This window comes from Sphingobacteriales bacterium (assembly GCA_016711285.1).
Classification (GTDB): Bacteria; Bacteroidota; Bacteroidia; order Chitinophagales; family UBA2359; genus JADJTG01.
Map to the genome: position 1 here is coordinate 107,658 of JADJTG010000012.1, position 18,259 is coordinate 125,916.

Genomic DNA, 18,259 nt, shown 5'->3' on the forward strand with positions numbered 1-18,259 from the left:
CTGAAATAGCTTTGCACTTTCGCGCTTTTTTAGGTTGTCGTGTTGTTTTTCTTATCCTCAAAAAACTGTCGTATAGTTGGGTGGGGTTTTATTTCTTCTCGTGGAGGGTTTCAAATAATTTTCCTTTGATGAGCAACTCGGCAGTAGCGGGGTTGGTTGCCAAAGGGATATTGTGTACATCACAAAGGCGCATCAGCATTTGTACATCTGGCTCGTGGGGGTGGCGGTCAAGGGGGTCTCTAAAAAAAATAACCATATCTATTTTCTTTTCGGCGGTGAGTGCCGCTATTTGTGCATCGCCGCCCAAGGGACCCGACAACATTTTTTCTACTTTCAGTCCGGCGCGCTCTACATAGCCGCCCGTAGTGCCGGTAGCCACTAATTCTATATTGCGCAGCAACTCGCGATGCTCCATTAAAAAAGAAACCATTTGTGCTTTTTTGCCGTCGTGTGCGATAATAGCAATCTTCATCATGCTGTGTTTTTATATGAATGGTAAAATTATATTTTTTTAAGCGCAAAAAAATAAAAAGTCGCTACACCTTCCGGCGAAGCGACTCGTACTTTAGTAAAAATGTTTGTAGAAAGGCTGTCAGAAAAAGCTATGAGGGGATTACTCTTACCTGCCAATCATACTCTATAAACTAATCCATTAAAAGTGTATCTCCTTATATTGCATTATTTTCACTTGCTGCACTTGTATCTGCCAATATTTATGCCAAGTTTGCTAAAAAGAGACTATTTAATACATCATAGGTATGATAGCAATCAAAATTGATTTTAAAAAATAGTTTTTGGTATTTTATTTTCTCAACAACATTCCGTGCAAATAGTATAATTATCCATAAAGTGTATATTTTTTCATACTATATTTCCGATATTTTTTTTCGCTTTGGTTGGTTCGCCGCCGGAGTATGCTCATAGCGCAGCACCGAGCATTGAGTGGGTTGCAACAGGGCAGCAGCTACGCGCAAAAGGTCATCGCTGCTGATATTGCGGTAGCGTGCCACTTCTTCGTTGATGGCGGCGGCATCGCCACAGAGTTCGTAAAAGGCTAAATTGGTAGCACGGCTCAAAATACTGACATCAGTGAAATGAATTTGTGCTTCGGTTCGGTTGAGTGTCTTTTCGAGGGCGGCAGCATTCATTCCTTGTTGTTTCCATTGCTCCAAAGCCCGCCATATCGCCTGCTCTGCTGCCACCGCCGTATGGTGCGGCAGCACTTTTCCTTCTATTATCCACAAGCCCTCTTCTACTTCATCGCTTAAATAAATATCCAAACTGCTGAAAATGGCTTGCTGCTCCACCAACTGCTGCTGCAAAGGCGAAGATTTGCCAGCACAGAGCATATCGGCGAGGAGGTCGCATACCAAAAAGTCGGGGTGCTGGTGCGGCGGCGTTTTAAAAGCCATAAAAATCACTTCTACGGGCGTGGGCGCGGGCAATATTTTGAGGCGATATTCATTTTGGGGCGGCTCGGGCAGGTAGGTGCGCGGCGGGCGCGGCACAGAAGGTATATCGCCAAACCATTTTTCTGCCAACTGCAACACATCATCGTGTTGCACATTGCCCGCCACTACAATAATGGCGTTGGCAGGCTGATAATAGCGGCGATAAAATTCCTCCACTTCGGGCAGCTGAATGGCGGTAATGTGAGCGGGTTCTTTGCCAATGACCGGAAAACGGTAAGGATGCTGCTGATATGCCAATGCTTTGAGATGATGCCATACATCGCCATAGGGCTTTTGCAAACATTCTTCGTTAAATTCTTCCAATATTACCTTTTTCTGTACTTCCAAACCTTCTTCGTTGAGGTGCAACTGCGTCATGCGGTCGCTTTCAAGCCAAAAGGCGGTTTCGAGGTTGTTGGCGGGCAATACTTCGTAGTAGTTGGTATAGTCGCTGTTGGTAAAAGCATTGTTTTCGCCGCCGGCTTGCTGGAGTGGCGTATCAAAATCGGGAATGTGGCGGCTGCCTTCAAACATCAGATGCTCCAAAAGGTGCGCCAAGCCGGTGCGCTCGTGGTTTTCGTCTTTTGAGCCTACATCGTACAATACATTGAAAGCCACCATTTGAGTAGTAGCATCGGCGTGAATGAGCAGGCGCAAGCCATTGGATAAAACATGACGATGAAAATGTATATGCACTGAAAAAAAAGAAATGTTTTTTTTATAAAAAGAGCCTCAAAAGTACATATTCTTTCTATGATACCAACATAGAAAACCGCAGTCCTGTTGAATCTGCAATTAAAATACAAGAATTGATTTTTGCATCAATTTGTTTTTCTGTAGTTCCAGATTGCCAGCGTATTGGTGCATATTGCCATAAGTGTCACTACCATATAATGTTGCTGTATGTCGGCAAAGCCGCTTCCTTTGAGCACCACCATACGCATCACCTGTATAAAATGTGTAACCGGATTGAACTGCGCCATTGTTTTTGCCCAATCGGGCATACTGTCTAAGGGCGTAAATAATCCGCTCATCAGCATAAATATCATCATAAAAAAGAAAGCTACGCTCATGGCTTGCTGCTGAGTGGCAGAAATGGTGGAAATGAGCAGCCCCAAACCCAACAAGGCTATCAGGAATATACTCAAAAATCCGTACAACAACGCAACATTGCCCTGTGGCACAATACCATATACCCAGCGAGCCACCCCGAATAATCCCACCGAAAAAACAAAAACACCAATCAGCCAAAAAGGAAGCAGTTTGCCGATGATAAATTGATGTTTTTGATGGGAGTTACATTAATTTGCTCTATCGTTCCTATTTCTTTTTCTTTTACAATATTCAACGAGCACATATACACGCCCACCATAGTTACCAAAGAAACCAAAATTCCCTGCACCATAAATAATTTGTAGTTGAGATACAGATTGTACCAAAAGTTGGAAACCGGCGTGATGACGGACACAGAACTGCTGACGGCGGTAGGCAGGAGTTTGATGCGCAGGTCGGCATTGAAGTTGGCGATGATGCTCATTAAGTAGTTGCTCCCTACGGTGGCTTTGGTGCCGTTGATGGCATTTACGGCTACAAACAACTGCGACTTTTGCTCTTTGATAAAATGCTCCTCGAAGTCAGGAGGTATTTCTATAATCAAATCAGCGGCATCGCACTCTATCTCCTGCAAAGCAGCATCGTAGCTGTTGCCAAAACTCACCAAACGAAAATAGCCCGAAGCCGTAATATTGGACACCAACTGCTGCGAATAAGTGGAATGGTCTTTATCTACCACCGAAATATTGATGTTTTTTATCTCAAAATCTGCCGCCATCGGCATTACCAACAACTGCACTATGGGCATTACAAATATCATCGGCAACAGCGATTTATTGCGAAATATTTGTTTAAACTCTTTTATCAGTATAAACTTTAAAGTTCTCATTATTGCAATCTGATATTAAATTTTTTCAAACTCAAGGCTAAAAAAAAGAAAGTCATTATTATCAACACTGCCACTTCTTTCCAGATAGCAGCAATGCCCAAGCCTTTTATCATAACCGATTTTACGATGATATAATACCATTTTGATGGAACTATATTAGCCGCAATTTGCAAAGGCAAAGGCATATTTTCCAAAGGAAACAAAAAGCCTGTAAACAACAAAACCGGCAACAACATACCCATCAGCGACAAGAGCATAGCTGCCTGCTGCGAGCCGGTGGAGTTGGAAATCAGCAAACCCAAAGACAAAGCACACAAAATCAACACGCTGCTCACCGCATATAAAAGCGGCATAGAGCCGTTGAATGGCATATCCAATAAAAAAATACTCATCAAAACAATAACGGTGAGGTTGATAAGCGACAGAAAAAAATACGGAATAGCTTTGGCGATAATGATGAGCAAAGGAGGCATCGGCGACACTAACAATACTTCCATCGTACCCAACTCTTTTTCGCGTACAATAGAAACAGATGTCATCAGCACACATATCAGCAGCAGCACCAATGTCATCACACCGGGTACAAAGTTGGTAGCCCCTTTGAGTTCGGGATTGTAGAGCATACGGATTTCGGGCTGTATTTGATAAGGAACGACAGCAGCCCCCTGCAATTCGCGCTGATAGTCGGCAATGATATTGTTGATGTAATTGGTCAAGGTATTGGCGGTGTTGGGGTCAGAAGCATCGCTGATAATCTGCACTTGTGCTTTATTCCGGTACAAAAGATCATTATTAAAATTGTCTGGAAAAACCACCACTACTTTTATTTTTCCTGTTTTGAAAGCAGGTTCAATATCGGCGGCACTGTGCAAATAGCTCGCTACCTCAAAACTCTTGTTCACCTCCAAGCGATGGATAATTTTTTGAGAAGCGGCATCTTTTGCTGCATCAAAAACGGCAATTTTTGAATTTTTTATTTCATTGGTCAGAGCAAATCCGAACAACACAATTTGTACTATCGGAATACCAAACAGCATCAAAAGCGTTTTATTATCCCGAAATACATGATAAAATTCTTTTCGGATAAAAGCGAAAAAAGGGTGATTGAGCCAAGATGAAGCAGCCATAAAAGTGGTTGTTTTTTTTGCTGATGATGAATAATAAAATATGCAGGTGGTGTATTTTAGCGAAAAAAAATACTACTCTCCCCGTTTTGCGCCGCGTGCCAACTGATAAAACACATCGTCCATAGTGGCGGCGTTGAACTGTTTTTTGAGTTGTGTGGGTGTATCCAACGCTTTTATTTCACCATCTACCATCATAGAAATACGATGACAATATTCGGCTTCGTCCATATAGTGCGTGGTGACAAAAATAGTGATGCCATTGTCGGCGGCTTCGTAAATCAAATCCCAAAACTGACGGCGTGTGATGGGATCTACACCGCCGGTAGGTTCGTCTAAAAAAACAATGGCGGGGTCGTGCAAAACAGCCACCGAAAAAGCCATTTTTTGTTTCCAGCCCAGGGGCAGCGAACCCACCAATTTTTTGGCGTGCGGCTGCAAGTTGAGTTTTTCAATCAGCATTTGGCTTTTGCTTTTGATTTGCGCATCAGATAATCCGTAAATGCCGCCGAAAAATTGTATATTTTCTAATACCGTCAAATCTTCGTACAAAGAAAACTTCTGACTCATATAGCCAATATTTTTTTTAATCTGCTCGGTTTGGGTATAAATGTCAAAGCCCGCAATAGTGGCATTGCCGCGCGTGGGCTTCGACAAGCCGCAGAGCATCTTCATCGCGGTGGTTTTGCCTGCACCATTCGCTCCCAAAAAACCAAAAATTTCGCCCGCATATACTTCAAAAGTGATTTCGTTGGTGGCAATAAAATCACCGAATTGTTTGGTGAGTTTTTCCGTTTGAATAACGATAGATGCTGTGTTCATAATTATTTATAAATCAGATGTTTGCGAATGGAGCATTAACTCAATAAAACAATCCTCAATGCCGGCAGATATGGCTTGTATTTCAGCCTCTCGGATTCCTTCATTTTCTAACAGTTGCAATAGTTGATGAGGCGTGGTAGAGTCGGCAAAAGTGATATGGTGGTGTTCGCCGAAAGAAAAAGCACTGTAAATAGAGGGATTGCTTTTTAAATACTTCAGCAAAGCACTCATATCCTTGCTTTTGATAGCAAATAAAGGACGAGAAAAACCAGCTACGATAGCGGCAGGTGTATTTACTTTCAAAATATCGCCGCTTTGAATTAGAGCGATGCGCTCGCACAAGCTCGCCTCGTCCATATAAGGTGTAGAAACCAAAGTTGTAATTCCCTCTTGCCGAATGTGTTGCAGCATTTCCCAAAATTCCTTGCGGCTTACAGTATCTACACCGGTGGTGGGTTCGTCTAAAAACAGCACTTCGGGGCGATGAATCAAGGCGCAACACAAGGCAAGTTTTTGTTTCATACCGCCCGACAATTTACCAGCTTTTCTTTTTTTAAAAGGCTCTATCTGCACATAAATATCGCGGATAAGGTCGTAGTTTTTTTCTACACTCGTATTGAAAACAGTGGCAAAGAAGTTTAAATTTTCTTCCACGGTCAAATCTTGGTACAAAGAAAATTTGCCCGGCATATACCCTACTTTTTTGCGTATGGCTTTATAATCTTTCACCACATCGGAGCCGTTCACGATGGCTTTACCGCTATCCGGCAGCAGCAAAGTGGTGAGTATGCGAAACAAAGTGCTTTTGCCTGCTCCGTCAGGTCCTATCAGCCCAAACAATTCTCCTTTTTCTACCGAAAAAGAGATGTTGCGCACGGCTGCCGTTTGGTTTTTGGGGTAAGTTTTGGAAATATTTTCCAACAATACATCGCTTGCCATTCTTATTCCTGTTTCAGTTTTATTTCGCCATACATTCCTATTTTATAGTAGCCGTCATTTTTTACGGCTATTTTCACGGCATATACCAAATTGGCGCGTTCTTCTTTGGTTTGTATGGTTTTTGGGGTAAATTCGGCTTTGCTGCTTATCCACGTAATGATGCCTTCGGTGCTTTTGTAGCCGCCGTTGCCATCGTCTGTGAGTACTTCTACTTTTTGGTGGAGGCGTACAGTGGGTAACTGGCTGCCGCTGATGTATGCCCGCAGGGTTATCGTGGACAGGTCGGCGATTTTATAGAGTGCTTTGCCGAGTGTGGCAAATTCGCCGGAGCGGGCATATTGTGCCAACACGGTGCCGGCGTGCGGATTTTTTATCAGTCCTCTGCCGATTTGCTCATCAATGACGGCGATTTTCTTTTCGGTGGGCTCTATTTCGCTCAAAATTCCCCTATTTTGTAAGGATACATTGTCTTTGGCGGCAGAAATTTGGGTATTGAGTACTTTTATTTGCTCCTGCGCCGCCGCAATTTGTTTTTGCAATACCGCTTGCTGCCCGTTGAGGTCGTCTAATTGTTTGCGCGGCACGGCATCGGCATTGACCAAATTTTGGGTGCGGCGGATTTCTTTTTCCAACACCGCCAATTGTTGGTTCAAAGTAGCAATTTGTGCCTTTTGCGTAGCTATTTGCGATTCCAACACAGCAATTTGCGGGGCAGCTTGGTTGGTTTTGTTTTTAATGGCATTGACGGCAGCTTTGGTTTGCTCTTTTTGTACCTGCAATCCCGTCACATCTATCGCTCCTATAATGGTATCGGCAGGCAGCGTTTGTCCTTCTTCAATATTCAGGGCGATTATTTTACCGCTTTGCTCGGCACTTACCATTATTTCATCTGCCTCAAAAGTTCCCGAAGCATCAAACTGTGCTTTTTCTTTTTTACACGAAACTTGGGTGAGCAATATCGCGCACGCCATCAAAAAAAGGTATATTGTTTTCATAAAATTGATGTATTTTTTAAAAAAATGTTATTCGCCTTTGGTATTCTTAAGGTTTTGTATTGCCATTAACAATTGAATTTGATGCAATAGCAAATTTTGTTTAACTTGCTCTTCCGCATTCAGGTAGGTGATATAATCTAAAGAAGTGATGATGCCGTTTTCTAATTGTGCGGCGGCAGTTTGTTTTATTTTTTGGCGCAAATCAATGGCTTCTTGGTCGCTATTAATGAGGTTTTGGTACTTAACAATTTCGTTGTATTGCTGTTGGGCAACGACTTGTGTATTGAGCAAAAAAGTTGATTGTTGCAATTCAATAGCTTGTGCATTGCTTTGCAAAATAGCCTTGTCGTTTTTGGCAGTGTACCACGCACTCAAGTTCCAATTCAGGCGCAAGCCGCCGATGTAGTAAGCACTCATATCATTGTTGAGCATATTGAGGGCGGGTCTGCCCAAACCTCCTTGCAGAAATAAGCCTACTTTGGGTATGTAGCGGTTTTTGATTTGCTGCAATTGCACGTCAATGATGCTTTTTTGTAAGGCATAAAGCGACATTTCGGGTCGTTTCATAAAAAAAGCAGTAGTATTTATTTCTTCGGGCGAAGTCTTTACAAAAACGGTGCTGTCGTTGATGCTTTGCTGTATGAAAATTTCCAGCACATCGGCGGCACTCTTGCGGTTGGCTTGCAATTCAATAATGCGCTGGTCTATTTTCAGCAATTCGGCACGCAGCAGGTCGGCATTCATTTGTGTAGCTGTTCCATTGCTCACGGCGGCGTTTATTTTTTTGAGATTGGCTTGCAGGTCGCTCGCCGAAAGACGGGCTTGCTCCATTTGTGCATCTGCCAGCAACACTCCAAAAAACAACTGACTGATACGGTCTTTGAGTTTGTGCAGTTCTACGCGCACCTTTTGTTGTTCGGCGGCGGTATTGGCTTTGATGCTCTCTTTTTGTTGGTGCACATTGTTCTTTTCGGTAAGCGGCTGATATATTTCGGCATATAATTTATATTGGTCTTTGCTCAACCCCTCTATTTGCATTCCGGGCAAGCTAATAGGAATACTCGTTACTTCTGACTGATAAGTGGCTTGTCCGGCTATATTGAATTGCGGAAAATTTCCTTTGGCGGCATTTTCCAAACTATAATTTTTGGTGTTTTCCAATAGTTCAATCTGACGGATAAGCGGATAATTATTTTCGGCTAACGTGTAGCATTGCTCCAAGGTAAGTTGTGTACTCCCCATCTCCTGCCCCGTTGCCTTTTGCAATATTAATAACGGCAGCAGCAGCAGCATTATACTGCGATAATGTCCCGACCAAGCGGTGAATGTTCGCCACCATACTATACCATATTGATAAATAAATGAATTGTGCATCATATTTTTTATTCTATTGTTTTAATCATCTGTTTAAAATGGCAACAAAAAAATCAGTTTGTTGCTGCCAGCAAAGTGGCTATCCACTGCGGGATAAGTTGCTTGCGCTCCTGCATCAACTTTTTAAAATCAGCAGTATTGCAGATATTAGCACCGATGAACACAGGGCGTGCCACAAACGGAAATACCACCATTCCCGCCAAATTCAACAAAAAATGTAAAGGCTGTATATTTTGATGCATTATACCCACCTGCACGGCGGCAGCAAATTGTCGTACAAATAAGGTTTCGGCGATTTTACCGGCTATATTCAGTTTAGCAAGGAACTCCTTCGAGTTATTTTTGGCTTCGGAGATGATAAATAAAGGAATGTCGGGGTTGGCAGAAAAAGAATCAATATAATGCTCTACGATGCGGGAGAGTTTTTGATGGAAGTCAGTATTTCCGTCATTTAAAATCAGCAGTAAAGAACCAAAGAAACTGTTGAGGGTTTCGAGCATAATAATATCGTATAGTTTCTTTTTGCTGCGAAAATAATAATTCAGTAAAGCCAAATTAATGCCTGCCGCTTGTGCAATATCGCGGGTTTTGGTGGCATCAAATCCTTTTTCGTGAAAAATTTTTCGCGCCGCTTCTTTTATTTTTTGCTCGGTATCTAATTCAGAAATAGTCATAACGACTCATTGGTTTATTCAAAAATCAGGTGCAAAGATATTATTTGTTTTTATGTTTTAATCATTTGTTTAAAAATATCATTTAATCTTTTATTTCTTTAAGAAAGAAAAACAGATTGCCGCCGATGAGAGAAATCAGAATAGTTTTTGTGTAATATATTTTATCATTATTTTGAATTTATTAAAATCACTGTTTCATTTTTTCATTTCTTTTTTATCTTTGGGCTGAACGCTAACGATATTCGTTTGTTGGTTGATGTATTATATCTATATTTTTTACTTTTTTTAGATGATGATAAAACATTTTTTCTTTTGTTTGCTGTGCCTCCTCATCAGCTCCGGCTATGCAGCAGCACAAGTGCTCACGGCTACGCCGGCTTTTCCTTCGCCCACACAGCCGTTCACATTTTATTTTGATGCCACGCAAGGCAACGGCGGACTTGCCGATTGCAACTGTGAGGTGTATTTGCACACCGGTGTTATCACGAATTTGAGTACAAGCCAAAGCGATTGGAAACATAGTTACAACTTGGGGCAGCAACGACCCCACTTACAAAATGACCAAAGTAAGCGACAATGTGTACAGCTATACCATATATAATGCAATGGAATTTTATGGCGTTCCCGAAACCGAAACGATTCAAAAACTGGCTTTGGTGTTTCGCAACGCAAACGGCAGTCAGGAAGGGAAAGACGTAGGAAACGCCGACATCTATTTGCAGATATATGAGCAGGGGCTGTATGCCTCTTTCACCATTCCGGGGGCTTACGAATCTTTTTCGTCCCTTAACCAAACCGTCACCATTGCCGCCGAAAGTTCGCAACCCGCCACTTTGGAATTGTATCTCAACAACAGCCTCCTGCAAAGTGCCGCCAATGCCCAAAACATGGAGTATTTCTTCACGCCCACCGAAGCCGGACATTATTATTTTAAAATGAAAGCCTCCACCGCCGATGCCATTGCTGAAGATTCGGCGCATGTGGTGGTGCAGGGCGAAGTGCCGATTGCCGAGTTGCCGCTCAACGTGCGCGACGGTGTAAATTATATCAGCGACAACAGCGTCATTTTATCTTTATACGCTCCCGACAAAAATTTTGTGTATGTAGTGGGCGATTTTAATAATTGGGAGTTGCACCCTTCGGGCTTTATGAACCGCACCCCCGAAGGCGACCGCTATTGGCTGCAAATCGACAACTTAGAAGCCGGAAAAGCCTACGCCTACCAATATTTTATAGACGGCAGCATCAAAGTCGCCGACCCTTATTCCGAGTTGGTACTCGACCCTTTCAATGACGGCTACATCTCCGAAAGCACTTTTCCCGATATGCCCGCTTATCCGGTCGGAAAAACCAACGGCATAGCGAGTGTGCTGCAAACCGCACAAACGCCCTACCAATGGAGCAGTACCGATTTTCAACGCCCCGCCCCCGCACAACTCAACGTTTACGAACTCTTAATCCGCGATTTTGTCACCGACCACGATTATCAGTCTTTGATAGATTCACTACATTATCTCAAAAATTTAGGCATCAACGCCGTAGAGCTGATGCCTGTTACCGAATTTGAAGGCAATATCAGTTGGGGCTATAATATTTCGTATGCAATGGCTTTGGATAAATATTACGGCACTAAAAACAAATTTAAAGAATTGATAGACAGTTGCCACGCCAACGGCATGGCTGTTATTATGGATATGGTACTCAATCATCATTTTGGTCAAAATTCTTTGGTGCAAATGTATCCTTTGGCAGATAACCCTTGGTTTAATGAAGTAGCTACTCACGATTTCAATGTAGGTTATGATTTCAACCACGAAAGCCCCGCCACCAGAACATACAGCAAGCGCATTATGGAGTATTGGTTGGAGGAATATCACATTGATGGCTATCGTTTTGACTTATCCAAAGGATTTACGCAAAAACCCACCCTCGGCAATGTAGGATTGTGGGGGCAATACGATGCCTCGCGCATAGCTATCTGGAAAGAATACGCCGACTTTATGTGGAGCGTAGAGCCGGATTGCTATGTAATTTTGGAGCATTTTGCCGACAACAGCGAAGAAAAAGAACTTACCAACTACGGCATGATGGTATGGGGCAATTTTAATCACGCTTTTTCGGAAACATCAAAAGGCTATGTGAATGGCGTTGATTTTTCGTGGTTGTATTACAAAAACCGCAACTTCAATAATCCCGCATCAGTGGGCTATATGGAAAGCCACGACGAAGAGCGCGTCATGTATCGTTGTGCGCAGGAGGGCTTGGCTTCGGGCAATTATAATGTAAAAGAAACCGCAGTAGCATTAGAGCGCATCAAACTCGCCGCCGCTTTGTTTTTCAGCGTGCCGGGACCTAAAATGATTTGGCAATTCGGCGAATTAGGCTACGATTATTCCATTAATTACAACGGGCGCACAGGTCCGAAACCCATTCGTTGGGATTACTATTTTGAAAATGAACGCCGCGCTTCCGTAAATCAGATGTTTGGCGAAATGATGAATTTGCGCAATAATTATGCACCTTTCCGCGAAGGCGATGCCACTATTGACTTAAGCGGCAGTTTGAAAAAAATCAGCCTCCTGCACCCCGATTTTGACGTGCATGTACTGGCAAATGTGGCAATTATAGACAAAAACGAAGAAGCCGAGTTTCCGCACGGCGGCTGGTGGTACGAGTGGTTGAGCGGCGATAGTATAGAAGTAAGCAATGTGGATATGTTTTTGGCTTTCAATGAAGGGGAGTTTCGCATTTATACCACACAAAAATTGCCGCCGCCGCCCGCCGATTTGGTAGATTTGGCAGTGTATAACCCCACCATAGAACCCACACACTGGAATTTACACATCAGCCCTAATCCGGCGACAGACAAGGAGCCACTCCATATAACGTTCAGCACAGAACGCCCCGAAAATATCAGTCTCGAACTCTACAACAGCGAAGGGCGTAAAGTGGCGCATATTGCCGATTTTACGGCAGCAAGCGGCACACATACACACCGTTGGCAGCCTTTGGGATACGGCAATACGCCTCTGCCAATAGGCATATATTTTGTCGTTATCAACGGCGAGCAATATTACAGTGCCGTACCGATAGTAAAACAATAAATGTACAACAAAAAAACACTATAAATCGCGGATATTATTGGAGCGAAAAGAGCCGATATAATTGCGTAAATTTAACCAAAAAGCTAAAATAAGGTATATAATCAAAGGCGACCAATTGCTGATAAAAGTGGTATAAATGAAAAAAAGGCGCACCTGAGCAGAAGCAATTCCTATTTTTTCACCCAAATACGAACAAACTCCGAAAGCTTTCGGTTCAATGTATTCGCGTATTTTTTCAACAGATTCCATATTCAGATTCTCTACATTATATATAACAATACGGACTTGCTACAAAATTAAATATTTTCTCTTTTATACACCATAAAAAATATTTTAATAAAAAAAAAAACATTCACGATTTAATCATACTTGAAAAAAATTTAAATTATTTGTAATGATATTAAGAAAAAAACACCATATTGCGAGCTGGATAATGATAGCCCTGATAAGTGTGGTTGCCTGCAAAAACACACCTGCCGAAACTGCCACACCACCTGCCGCTGCTGCCACTACCACCAATTCCAACGAAGCAGTCCCCGCTCCTGCTGCTGCACCGACAACAACAACCGCCGCCGCCACAACGCCGACCACCGCCGATGCCACCCAAATACAATGGATAAGCCCCGAACAATTGGAAGCCGCCGCTCAAAAAGAGCCGCGTAAAGTATTGGTAGATTTATACACAGATTGGTGCGGTTGGTGTAAAAAATTAGACAAACAAACTTTTTCGCACCCGCATATCGGCAATTATGTCAATCAAAAATTTTATGCCGTAAAAATGAATGCCGAAAACCCGAATGATATTACTTTCAAAGGACAAACGTATCACTTTCGTCCTGCCGGAGGGGGCGGGGGCCACGGGGGCGTGGTCTGGGGGGGGGGGGGCAGGGGCCCCCCTACCGTAGCTTTTTTAGACGAAAACTACAACGCATCAATGCTTTTGCGGGTTTTCGTATGCCAGCGCAATTCGATGCCCTGCTCAAATACATCGGCGAAAATCATTATCAAAAACAATCTTTTGACGCTTTTTCCGCCGGTTTTAAATCGGAAATTTAGAAGTTGTTTAGGTTTTTTTTTTGACCAATTTGCGAATAAAAATAGCAATAAAAGCAATTAGTGAAAGTGAAGTCCAATTTCGGGAGGAGGTTTCAAAACGGATTAAAAGGGCTTTAAAACTGTCCATCCAAGCGTTTGCGTGTTCAATAACCGACCTATTTTTATAAAGTTGTTCATCAAAGATGTGCGTTCCGTCTTGATAGGGTTCTTCGTTTTTGTTAGCACCGTTGCGCGGGTTGGGTTTGACATTGGCAAAGATGCCTTCTTGTTCGCAGGCTTTAGAAAAAAGACAGACTGTCAAATCCGGGGTCTGCATTTAAAAACAGCCCTTCTAAAGAGATACCCGCCTCTTTTAACATAGCACATACTTCTTAAAAAGGGCTTCTATTTGGTACAAGTCGTGATGTTGTCCTTCTTGCGGACTCGCCATTGCCAACAAATTCAAATCCCCAGGTTTTTTCCCTTGTTTTTTCCTTTTTTTTTCCCAGGCTTTTCGCCCCTGATACCCCACCGCTTGTCCGCCTCGCTTTACGGGCGTATGGCTGCCATCAAATTCAACACTAGACATATCCAAAAATTGGCACTTAGATCGGAGCAAATTTACCCAAGCCTTGCGCCAACAACCCAATTTTGACCAATTATTGAAATGTTGAAACACACTGTTCCAACTAAAATCAGCAACAGAAAAAAGGATCCCATCGGTAATTTCCGCCGCTGGCAGCCTGTTTTTAAGCGATATAGAATAGCCATAACGATGTCTTCTATAGGAATCTTGATTTTTGGACCCCGACTACCCAATATTAAATGCGGAACTATCCATTTTTTTACAATATCTTTGCTTAGTACACTCATCTTTGTTGATTTTTTATGATTTAGTAACCACAAAGATCTAACAGAATGAGTGTATTTTTTTTAAATTATGCCTTTTTTTCTGCTCTTATTCCCTGTTTTATGAAACTCTAAACAACTTCTTAATTATTAGGAGAAATTATATCAATGCTCCAAATGCGCTTTTGCCACCTGAAATGCAGTTTTGTTGTCGCTGCTGCCATGCACTACGGCTACGATTTCGCAATTATCCAAATTCCAGGCAGAAGACACATTTTTGATGCGTAAATTGCGAATAACACGCTGTCCGGCGGGTTTTTCTGCATTGCTGCCCACCAACAACACACCCTGCGCCGGTGTGAGCATCGCCCGCACTACATGACGATGCACATAATTGACATCTATCACTTCACCCGGAAATTCCTGCGCATCGGTGATATTATCTTCCGTAAGATATACACTCAATTTTACATCTTCGCTCACGGCTTGCGTAAAATCTATCTGCACCTGCGCCCATATTGCGGCAGAGTCGGCTTCGTAGCCGCTTTCGTTGATGCTCACATTGATGGGTGTGGCTACCGCCAAACGGCTTTCTACATAAGGCTGCCAAGGAGCATTTTGATACAATGCTATATCAAAAATATCGTCAAATTTAAAGCGGTCTATCACCACTGCCGGCAAACCGAACACATTAAAATACGACAACAAAGTTGATGCTTCGGGTGTGCGAAAATCTTGCGTACTGCTCCCTGCTATGGGTTCTGCCAGATTGGTGGTGTGCAAGGTCACCGACACCACTTTTTCTTCGCCCAAAGCCGCTTTGATGCTTGCTATTTCGGCAGCACCATCGGGGCAATTCACACATTTTACGCCCGAAAACTCCTCCATCAGCACTTTTTTTTCTTGTGGCGTGGCAATTTCGCTTTCAAGGCTCACCACTTCTGCGGGTAAATTGTTGGTAGGTACGCTCAGGTCTATAAAAGGTGCTTTTTCTTCACAAGCAACCATACCCAAACAAAGAGCAAGCAATAAAAAGTTTTTTTTGAAGTGCATATACAGAAATGATTGGAGGTATAAAATAGAGTTACAAATATAAGATATTTTGCCAAATGTAAATAAGCTGTTTTTTTGACAAAAAATCGTATCATATCAAGCCAAACATTGATGATACATCTTTGTTTTCCAATAAAAGAAGTTTCTTTAACATTTTTTATATTAAAAAAATACAATTTTACGCCACTTGGCGGCGTATGTATCTGCATCACATTTTACTTAATATCATGAAAAAAATAATTTTTTTATGGGCGGCCGTATGGAGTATTGCCTTGATGAGCTGTGCCCAAGAATCCCAACAAAACAAAACAGGAGCAATAGCACAAAACGATAAAAGCGATGCTGCTGTGCAAAAAATAAAAAAAAGCGATGCCGAATGGAAAACTTTATTGAATGAGCAACAATATGAAGTGCTGCGCGAAAAGGAACGGAGCGCGCTTTCAGCAGCCCATTGAACAACAATAAGAAAAAAGGATTTTATACCTGTGCCGCTTGTAAGCAGGTACTTTTTGGTTCGGAGCAAAAATTTGACTCCGGTACGGGCTGGCCTAGCTTTTGGCAGCCTTACTCGCCGCAAAGCATTGTCACCGCCACCGACCACTCGCACGGTATGGAGCGCGACGAAGTAGTATGTGCCCGTTGCGGCGGTCATTTGGGACATGTGTTTGGCGATGGTCCCGAACCCACCGGCTTGCGCTACTGCATCAACGGCACATCCCTGCAATTTGACGAGCAACTACCGCCGCAACAACAACAAAACCGCAGCTATGCGCCCAAAGCCGTATGGAAACCGCCGTATTTGCGCAGGGCTGTTTTTGGTGTATGGAAGAAATTTTTGAGCAGATTATCGGCGTTGATGAAGTGATTTCGGGATATACGGGCGGCGCAGAGGCAAATCCCACCTACAAAGCGGTGGGCAGTGGCAGCACCGGACACGCAGAAGCCATAGAAATTTAATACGACCCCCGACAAATTACTTACGAACAATTGCTCAAATTATATTTTTTTGCGGGTGATGTAACACAGGAAAACGGACAGGTCCTGATATTGGCAAGCAGTATCGTTCTGCCATTTTTTATAAAAGCGAAGCCGAACAAAAAGCCGCACTTCGCTACATTGAGGAGTTGGAGGCACAAAAATTATTTACAAAAAAAATAGCGGTGGAAGTATTGCCTTACCGCAATTTTTATCCCGCCGAAGCCTATCATCAAAATTATGCACGCCTCAATCCCGCCGACCACTATGTGCAGGCGGTGTCTTTGCCGCGCTGCCAAAATGCACTCGCCCATTTTCCGGAATTGGTGAAACCCGACAAGAAAAAAAACAGTGAAAAATAATTGCGGCTCTTGTTTTTTTTAAGCGGAGTATATTTTTTTTTAAAATGCTCCGCTTAAACTTTATCACGCCCCGACTATCTCACACACAATAAAAACAACAGAAAAAAAACATCTATGATACGTTATTTCATCAATGCCGCACTACTGATGATTTTGTGCAGTACGAATATATGGGCGCAATACGACCCTGCTGCCAAAAAAATTTTAGATGCTACTGCCAAAAAATTCAGAACCCACAACAGCGTCAAAGCAGATTTTACAGTGGCTGTAGAGAATAAAGATGCAGATATTCAGGAACAATACAAAGGCAAATTGTATATGCAGTCGTGCAGTTTTCGTTTGGAAACACCCGAATTGGAGCAATTTTCGGACGGTAGCACTACGTGGACGTATTTGAAGGAAAACAAAGAAATTCAGATTACCGAAAATACAGGAGATAATGCCGAATTGTCGCCGCACAGTTATTTACGATTTACGAAGACGGCTACAAATACCAAATGCGCCCTGCTATCAAAGTGCGGGGAATTGTCTGTGATGAAATAGAACTCAGCCCGCAAAACCGCGAAATGCCTTTTTTAAAGTAATTTTGAGCATCGCCACCAACAACCGCCAATTGATGAAAGCAGTATTGCTCAACAAAAACGGCACACGCATCACCTACGAAATGCAGGATTTTAAGACCAATGTACCTTTGGATAAAAGCCTGTTTTTTTTCAATAAAAACAACTACAAAGGCATTGAAATTGTAGATTTGAGATAGTGTGATGATTGCAAGAAAAGTAAGCACTTTGTATTGCGCAACACACATAATACATTCATATAGTCTTTAATAGTAAATAATAAGAAAAACAAAGCCTGATGTTGTCATTGCTTTGTTTTTCTGTCTTTTTAAAATAAAAGGCATTGTATTTTTATAAATTGTTTCCGCATTAAAAAAAACATAGTGTCGGCTGGCAATAGATTTTTTAAAAGGAACAAAAAACGGGATATTTTTTTTACAACCGCACAATCAAGGCAACCGCCGAAGCATTAAGTCCTTCCTCACGCCCCACATAACCCATTTTTTCGTTGGTAGTGGCTTTGATAGAAATTTGGTCTTCGGTGATATTAAGCACCTGAGCTATGCTTTGTCGCATTGCCGGAATGTAGGGTTTTATTTTGGGTTTTTCCAAGCACAACGAAGTATCAATATTGCCGATGGTGTAGCCCTTTTCGCGAAGGAGTTGCGCCACGCGGCTCAATAATATTTTGCTGTCGATACCGCGATAGGCAGGGTCAGTGTCGGGAAAATGCGTACCGATGTCGCCCAGAGCCGCCGCACCGAGCAAAGCATCGCAAATAGCGTGCAACAACACATCGGCATCGGAGTGCCCCACTGCTCCCTGATGGTGCGGCACTACAATACCGCCGAGTGTGAGCGTATAACCTTCGGCGAGTTGGTGCACATCAAAGCCGTATCCTATTCTAAAGTTCATCAAAGACATAATATAAGAATGTTTTAATCGTTTTTTTTATGGTGCAAAAATAAAACACTGTCGCCGCTTGCTTCATTTATTTTTG

18 protein-coding genes and 3 pseudogenes are annotated in these 18,259 nt (G+C 42.6%); 8 read left to right on the forward strand and 13 right to left on the reverse strand.

The features are described from left to right. Window positions 1-88: 88 nt before the first annotated feature. From IPL35_07535 to IPL35_07575, 9 genes and pseudogenes are all read right to left on the reverse strand, one after another. Complete coding sequence (locus IPL35_07535) at window positions 89-472, reverse strand: methylglyoxal synthase (GenBank protein ID MBK8443260.1); 384 nt, start codon at window positions 470-472, stop codon at window positions 89-91. 394 nt (window positions 473-866) lie between these two features. Next, window positions 867-2,147, reverse strand: a complete 1,281-nt coding sequence (locus IPL35_07540; GenBank protein MBK8443261.1) for an insulinase family protein — start codon at window positions 2,145-2,147, stop codon at window positions 867-869. Between the two features lie 125 nt (window positions 2,148-2,272). Next, window positions 2,273-3,393: pseudogene (locus IPL35_07545) on the reverse strand (ABC transporter permease). Then, window positions 3,393-4,520 carry an ABC transporter permease gene (locus tag IPL35_07550; protein MBK8443262.1) on the reverse strand — a complete coding sequence of 376 codons (1,128 nt, stop codon included), beginning with the start codon at window positions 4,518-4,520 and terminating at the stop codon, window positions 3,393-3,395. Before IPL35_07550 ends, IPL35_07545 begins: the two are co-directional and overlap by 1 nt. Window positions 4,521-4,592: 72 nt before the next feature. Next, window positions 4,593-5,339, reverse strand: a complete 747-nt coding sequence (locus IPL35_07555) for an ABC transporter ATP-binding protein (protein MBK8443263.1) — start codon at window positions 5,337-5,339, stop codon at window positions 4,593-4,595. Between the two features lie 6 nt (window positions 5,340-5,345). Continuing rightward, complete coding sequence (locus IPL35_07560; protein MBK8443264.1) at window positions 5,346-6,278, reverse strand: ABC transporter ATP-binding protein; 933 nt, start codon at window positions 6,276-6,278, stop codon at window positions 5,346-5,348. 2 nt (window positions 6,279-6,280) lie between these two features. After that, window positions 6,281-7,273, reverse strand: a complete 993-nt coding sequence (locus tag IPL35_07565; GenBank protein MBK8443265.1) for an efflux RND transporter periplasmic adaptor subunit — start codon at window positions 7,271-7,273, stop codon at window positions 6,281-6,283. A 27-nt stretch (window positions 7,274-7,300) separates the two neighbouring features. Continuing rightward, complete coding sequence (locus tag IPL35_07570; GenBank protein MBK8443266.1) at window positions 7,301-8,566, reverse strand: TolC family protein; 1,266 nt, start codon at window positions 8,564-8,566, stop codon at window positions 7,301-7,303. Window positions 8,567-8,700: 134 nt separating this feature from the next. Beyond that, the gene (locus IPL35_07575) at window positions 8,701-9,321 is read right to left on the reverse strand and encodes a TetR/AcrR family transcriptional regulator (GenBank protein ID MBK8443267.1); all 621 of its coding nucleotides are present in this window, start codon (window positions 9,319-9,321) and stop codon (window positions 8,701-8,703) included. A gap of 316 nt (window positions 9,322-9,637) precedes the next feature. Between IPL35_07575 and IPL35_07580 the strand changes: the two genes are divergently transcribed. Both IPL35_07580 and IPL35_07585 read left to right on the forward strand, forming a co-directional pair. Continuing rightward, window positions 9,638-9,922, forward strand: coding sequence for a hypothetical protein (locus tag IPL35_07580; GenBank protein ID MBK8443268.1), 285 nt, complete (start codon window positions 9,638-9,640; stop codon window positions 9,920-9,922). Beyond that, the gene (locus tag IPL35_07585; protein ID MBK8443269.1) at window positions 9,879-12,425 is read left to right on the forward strand and encodes a T9SS type A sorting domain-containing protein; all 2,547 of its coding nucleotides are present in this window, start codon (window positions 9,879-9,881) and stop codon (window positions 12,423-12,425) included. Before IPL35_07580 ends, IPL35_07585 begins: the two co-directional genes overlap by 44 nt. An 18-nt stretch (window positions 12,426-12,443) precedes the next feature. Here the strand turns inward: IPL35_07585 and IPL35_07590 are convergent, their stop codons facing one another. Beyond that, window positions 12,444-12,674 carry a PspC family transcriptional regulator gene (locus tag IPL35_07590; GenBank protein ID MBK8443270.1) on the reverse strand — a complete coding sequence of 77 codons (231 nt, stop codon included), beginning with the start codon at window positions 12,672-12,674 and terminating at the stop codon, window positions 12,444-12,446. A gap of 145 nt (window positions 12,675-12,819) precedes the next feature. Between IPL35_07590 and IPL35_07595 the strand changes: the two genes are divergently transcribed. Beyond that, complete coding sequence (locus tag IPL35_07595; protein MBK8443271.1) at window positions 12,820-13,542, forward strand: thioredoxin family protein; 723 nt, start codon at window positions 12,820-12,822, stop codon at window positions 13,540-13,542. Here the strand turns inward: IPL35_07595 and IPL35_07600 are convergent. Both IPL35_07600 and IPL35_07605 read right to left on the reverse strand, forming a co-directional pair. Further along, window positions 13,489-14,333 (reverse strand): annotated as a pseudogene (locus tag IPL35_07600) (transposase). The gene IPL35_07595 and the pseudogene IPL35_07600 sit on opposite strands and share 54 nt — an antisense overlap. 141 nt (window positions 14,334-14,474) lie before the next feature. Further along, a complete protein-coding gene (locus IPL35_07605; GenBank protein MBK8443272.1) occupies window positions 14,475-15,338 on the reverse strand; it encodes an Omp28-related outer membrane protein in 864 nt (287 codons plus the stop codon). 251 nt (window positions 15,339-15,589) lie between these two features. Between IPL35_07605 and msrB the strand changes: the two are divergent. The 5 genes and pseudogenes from msrB (at window position 15,590) to IPL35_07630 (ending at window position 17,459) form a co-directional block, all read left to right on the forward strand. Next, a pseudogene (gene msrB / locus IPL35_07610) lies at window positions 15,590-16,227 on the forward strand (peptide-methionine (R)-S-oxide reductase MsrB). After that, window positions 16,185-16,319, forward strand: a complete 135-nt coding sequence (locus tag IPL35_07615; protein ID MBK8443273.1) for a peptide-methionine (S)-S-oxide reductase — start codon at window positions 16,185-16,187, stop codon at window positions 16,317-16,319. The pseudogene msrB and the gene IPL35_07615 overlap by 43 nt, the downstream one beginning before the upstream one ends. 89 nt (window positions 16,320-16,408) lie before the next feature. Then, window positions 16,409-16,699 carry a peptide-methionine (S)-S-oxide reductase gene (locus IPL35_07620; GenBank protein ID MBK8443274.1) on the forward strand — a complete coding sequence of 97 codons (291 nt, stop codon included), beginning with the start codon at window positions 16,409-16,411 and terminating at the stop codon, window positions 16,697-16,699. Window positions 16,700-16,813: 114 nt separating this feature from the next. Further along, a complete protein-coding gene (locus IPL35_07625; GenBank protein MBK8443275.1) occupies window positions 16,814-17,242 on the forward strand; it encodes an outer membrane lipoprotein carrier protein LolA in 429 nt (142 codons plus the stop codon). 43 nt (window positions 17,243-17,285) lie between these two features. Continuing rightward, the gene (locus IPL35_07630; protein ID MBK8443276.1) at window positions 17,286-17,459 is read left to right on the forward strand and encodes a hypothetical protein; all 174 of its coding nucleotides are present in this window, start codon (window positions 17,286-17,288) and stop codon (window positions 17,457-17,459) included. A gap of 235 nt (window positions 17,460-17,694) precedes the next feature. Here IPL35_07630 and IPL35_07635 read toward each other — a convergent pair whose 3' ends face one another. Beyond that, window positions 17,695-18,174 carry a 2-C-methyl-D-erythritol 2,4-cyclodiphosphate synthase gene (locus tag IPL35_07635; GenBank protein MBK8443277.1) on the reverse strand — a complete coding sequence of 160 codons (480 nt, stop codon included), beginning with the start codon at window positions 18,172-18,174 and terminating at the stop codon, window positions 17,695-17,697. Window positions 18,175-18,259: the final 85 nt, after the last annotated feature.

Bases quoted from the DNA above. Each gene is read 5' to 3' on its own strand.
- IPL35_07535 (MBK8443260.1), bottom strand. From the start codon at position 472: ATGAAGATTGCTATTATCGCACACGACGGCAAAAAAGCACAAATGGTT.
- IPL35_07550 (MBK8443262.1), bottom strand. From the start codon at position 4,520: ATGGCTGCTTCATCTTGGCTCAATCACCCTTTTTTCGCTTTTATCCGA.
- IPL35_07555 (MBK8443263.1), bottom strand. From the start codon at position 5,339: ATGAACACAGCATCTATCGTTATTCAAACGGAAAAACTCACCAAACAA.
- IPL35_07560 (MBK8443264.1), bottom strand. From the start codon at position 6,278: ATGGCAAGCGATGTATTGTTGGAAAATATTTCCAAAACTTACCCCAAA.
- IPL35_07565 (MBK8443265.1), bottom strand. From the start codon at position 7,273: ATGAAAACAATATACCTTTTTTTGATGGCGTGCGCGATATTGCTCACC.
- IPL35_07570 (MBK8443266.1), bottom strand. From the start codon at position 8,566: ATGCTGCTGCTGCTGCCGTTATTAATATTGCAAAAGGCAACGGGGCAG.
- IPL35_07575 (MBK8443267.1), bottom strand. From the start codon at position 9,321: ATGACTATTTCTGAATTAGATACCGAGCAAAAAATAAAAGAAGCGGCG.
- IPL35_07585 (MBK8443269.1), top strand. From the start codon at position 9,879: ATGACCAAAGTAAGCGACAATGTGTACAGCTATACCATATATAATGCA.
- IPL35_07590 (MBK8443270.1), bottom strand. From the start codon at position 12,674: ATGGAATCTGTTGAAAAAATACGCGAATACATTGAACCGAAAGCTTTC.
- IPL35_07595 (MBK8443271.1), top strand. From the start codon at position 12,820: ATGATATTAAGAAAAAAACACCATATTGCGAGCTGGATAATGATAGCC.
- IPL35_07615 (MBK8443273.1), top strand. From the start codon at position 16,185: ATGGAAGAAATTTTTGAGCAGATTATCGGCGTTGATGAAGTGATTTCG.
- IPL35_07625 (MBK8443275.1), top strand. From the start codon at position 16,814: ATGATACGTTATTTCATCAATGCCGCACTACTGATGATTTTGTGCAGT.
- IPL35_07635 (MBK8443277.1), bottom strand. From the start codon at position 18,174: ATGAACTTTAGAATAGGATACGGCTTTGATGTGCACCAACTCGCCGAA.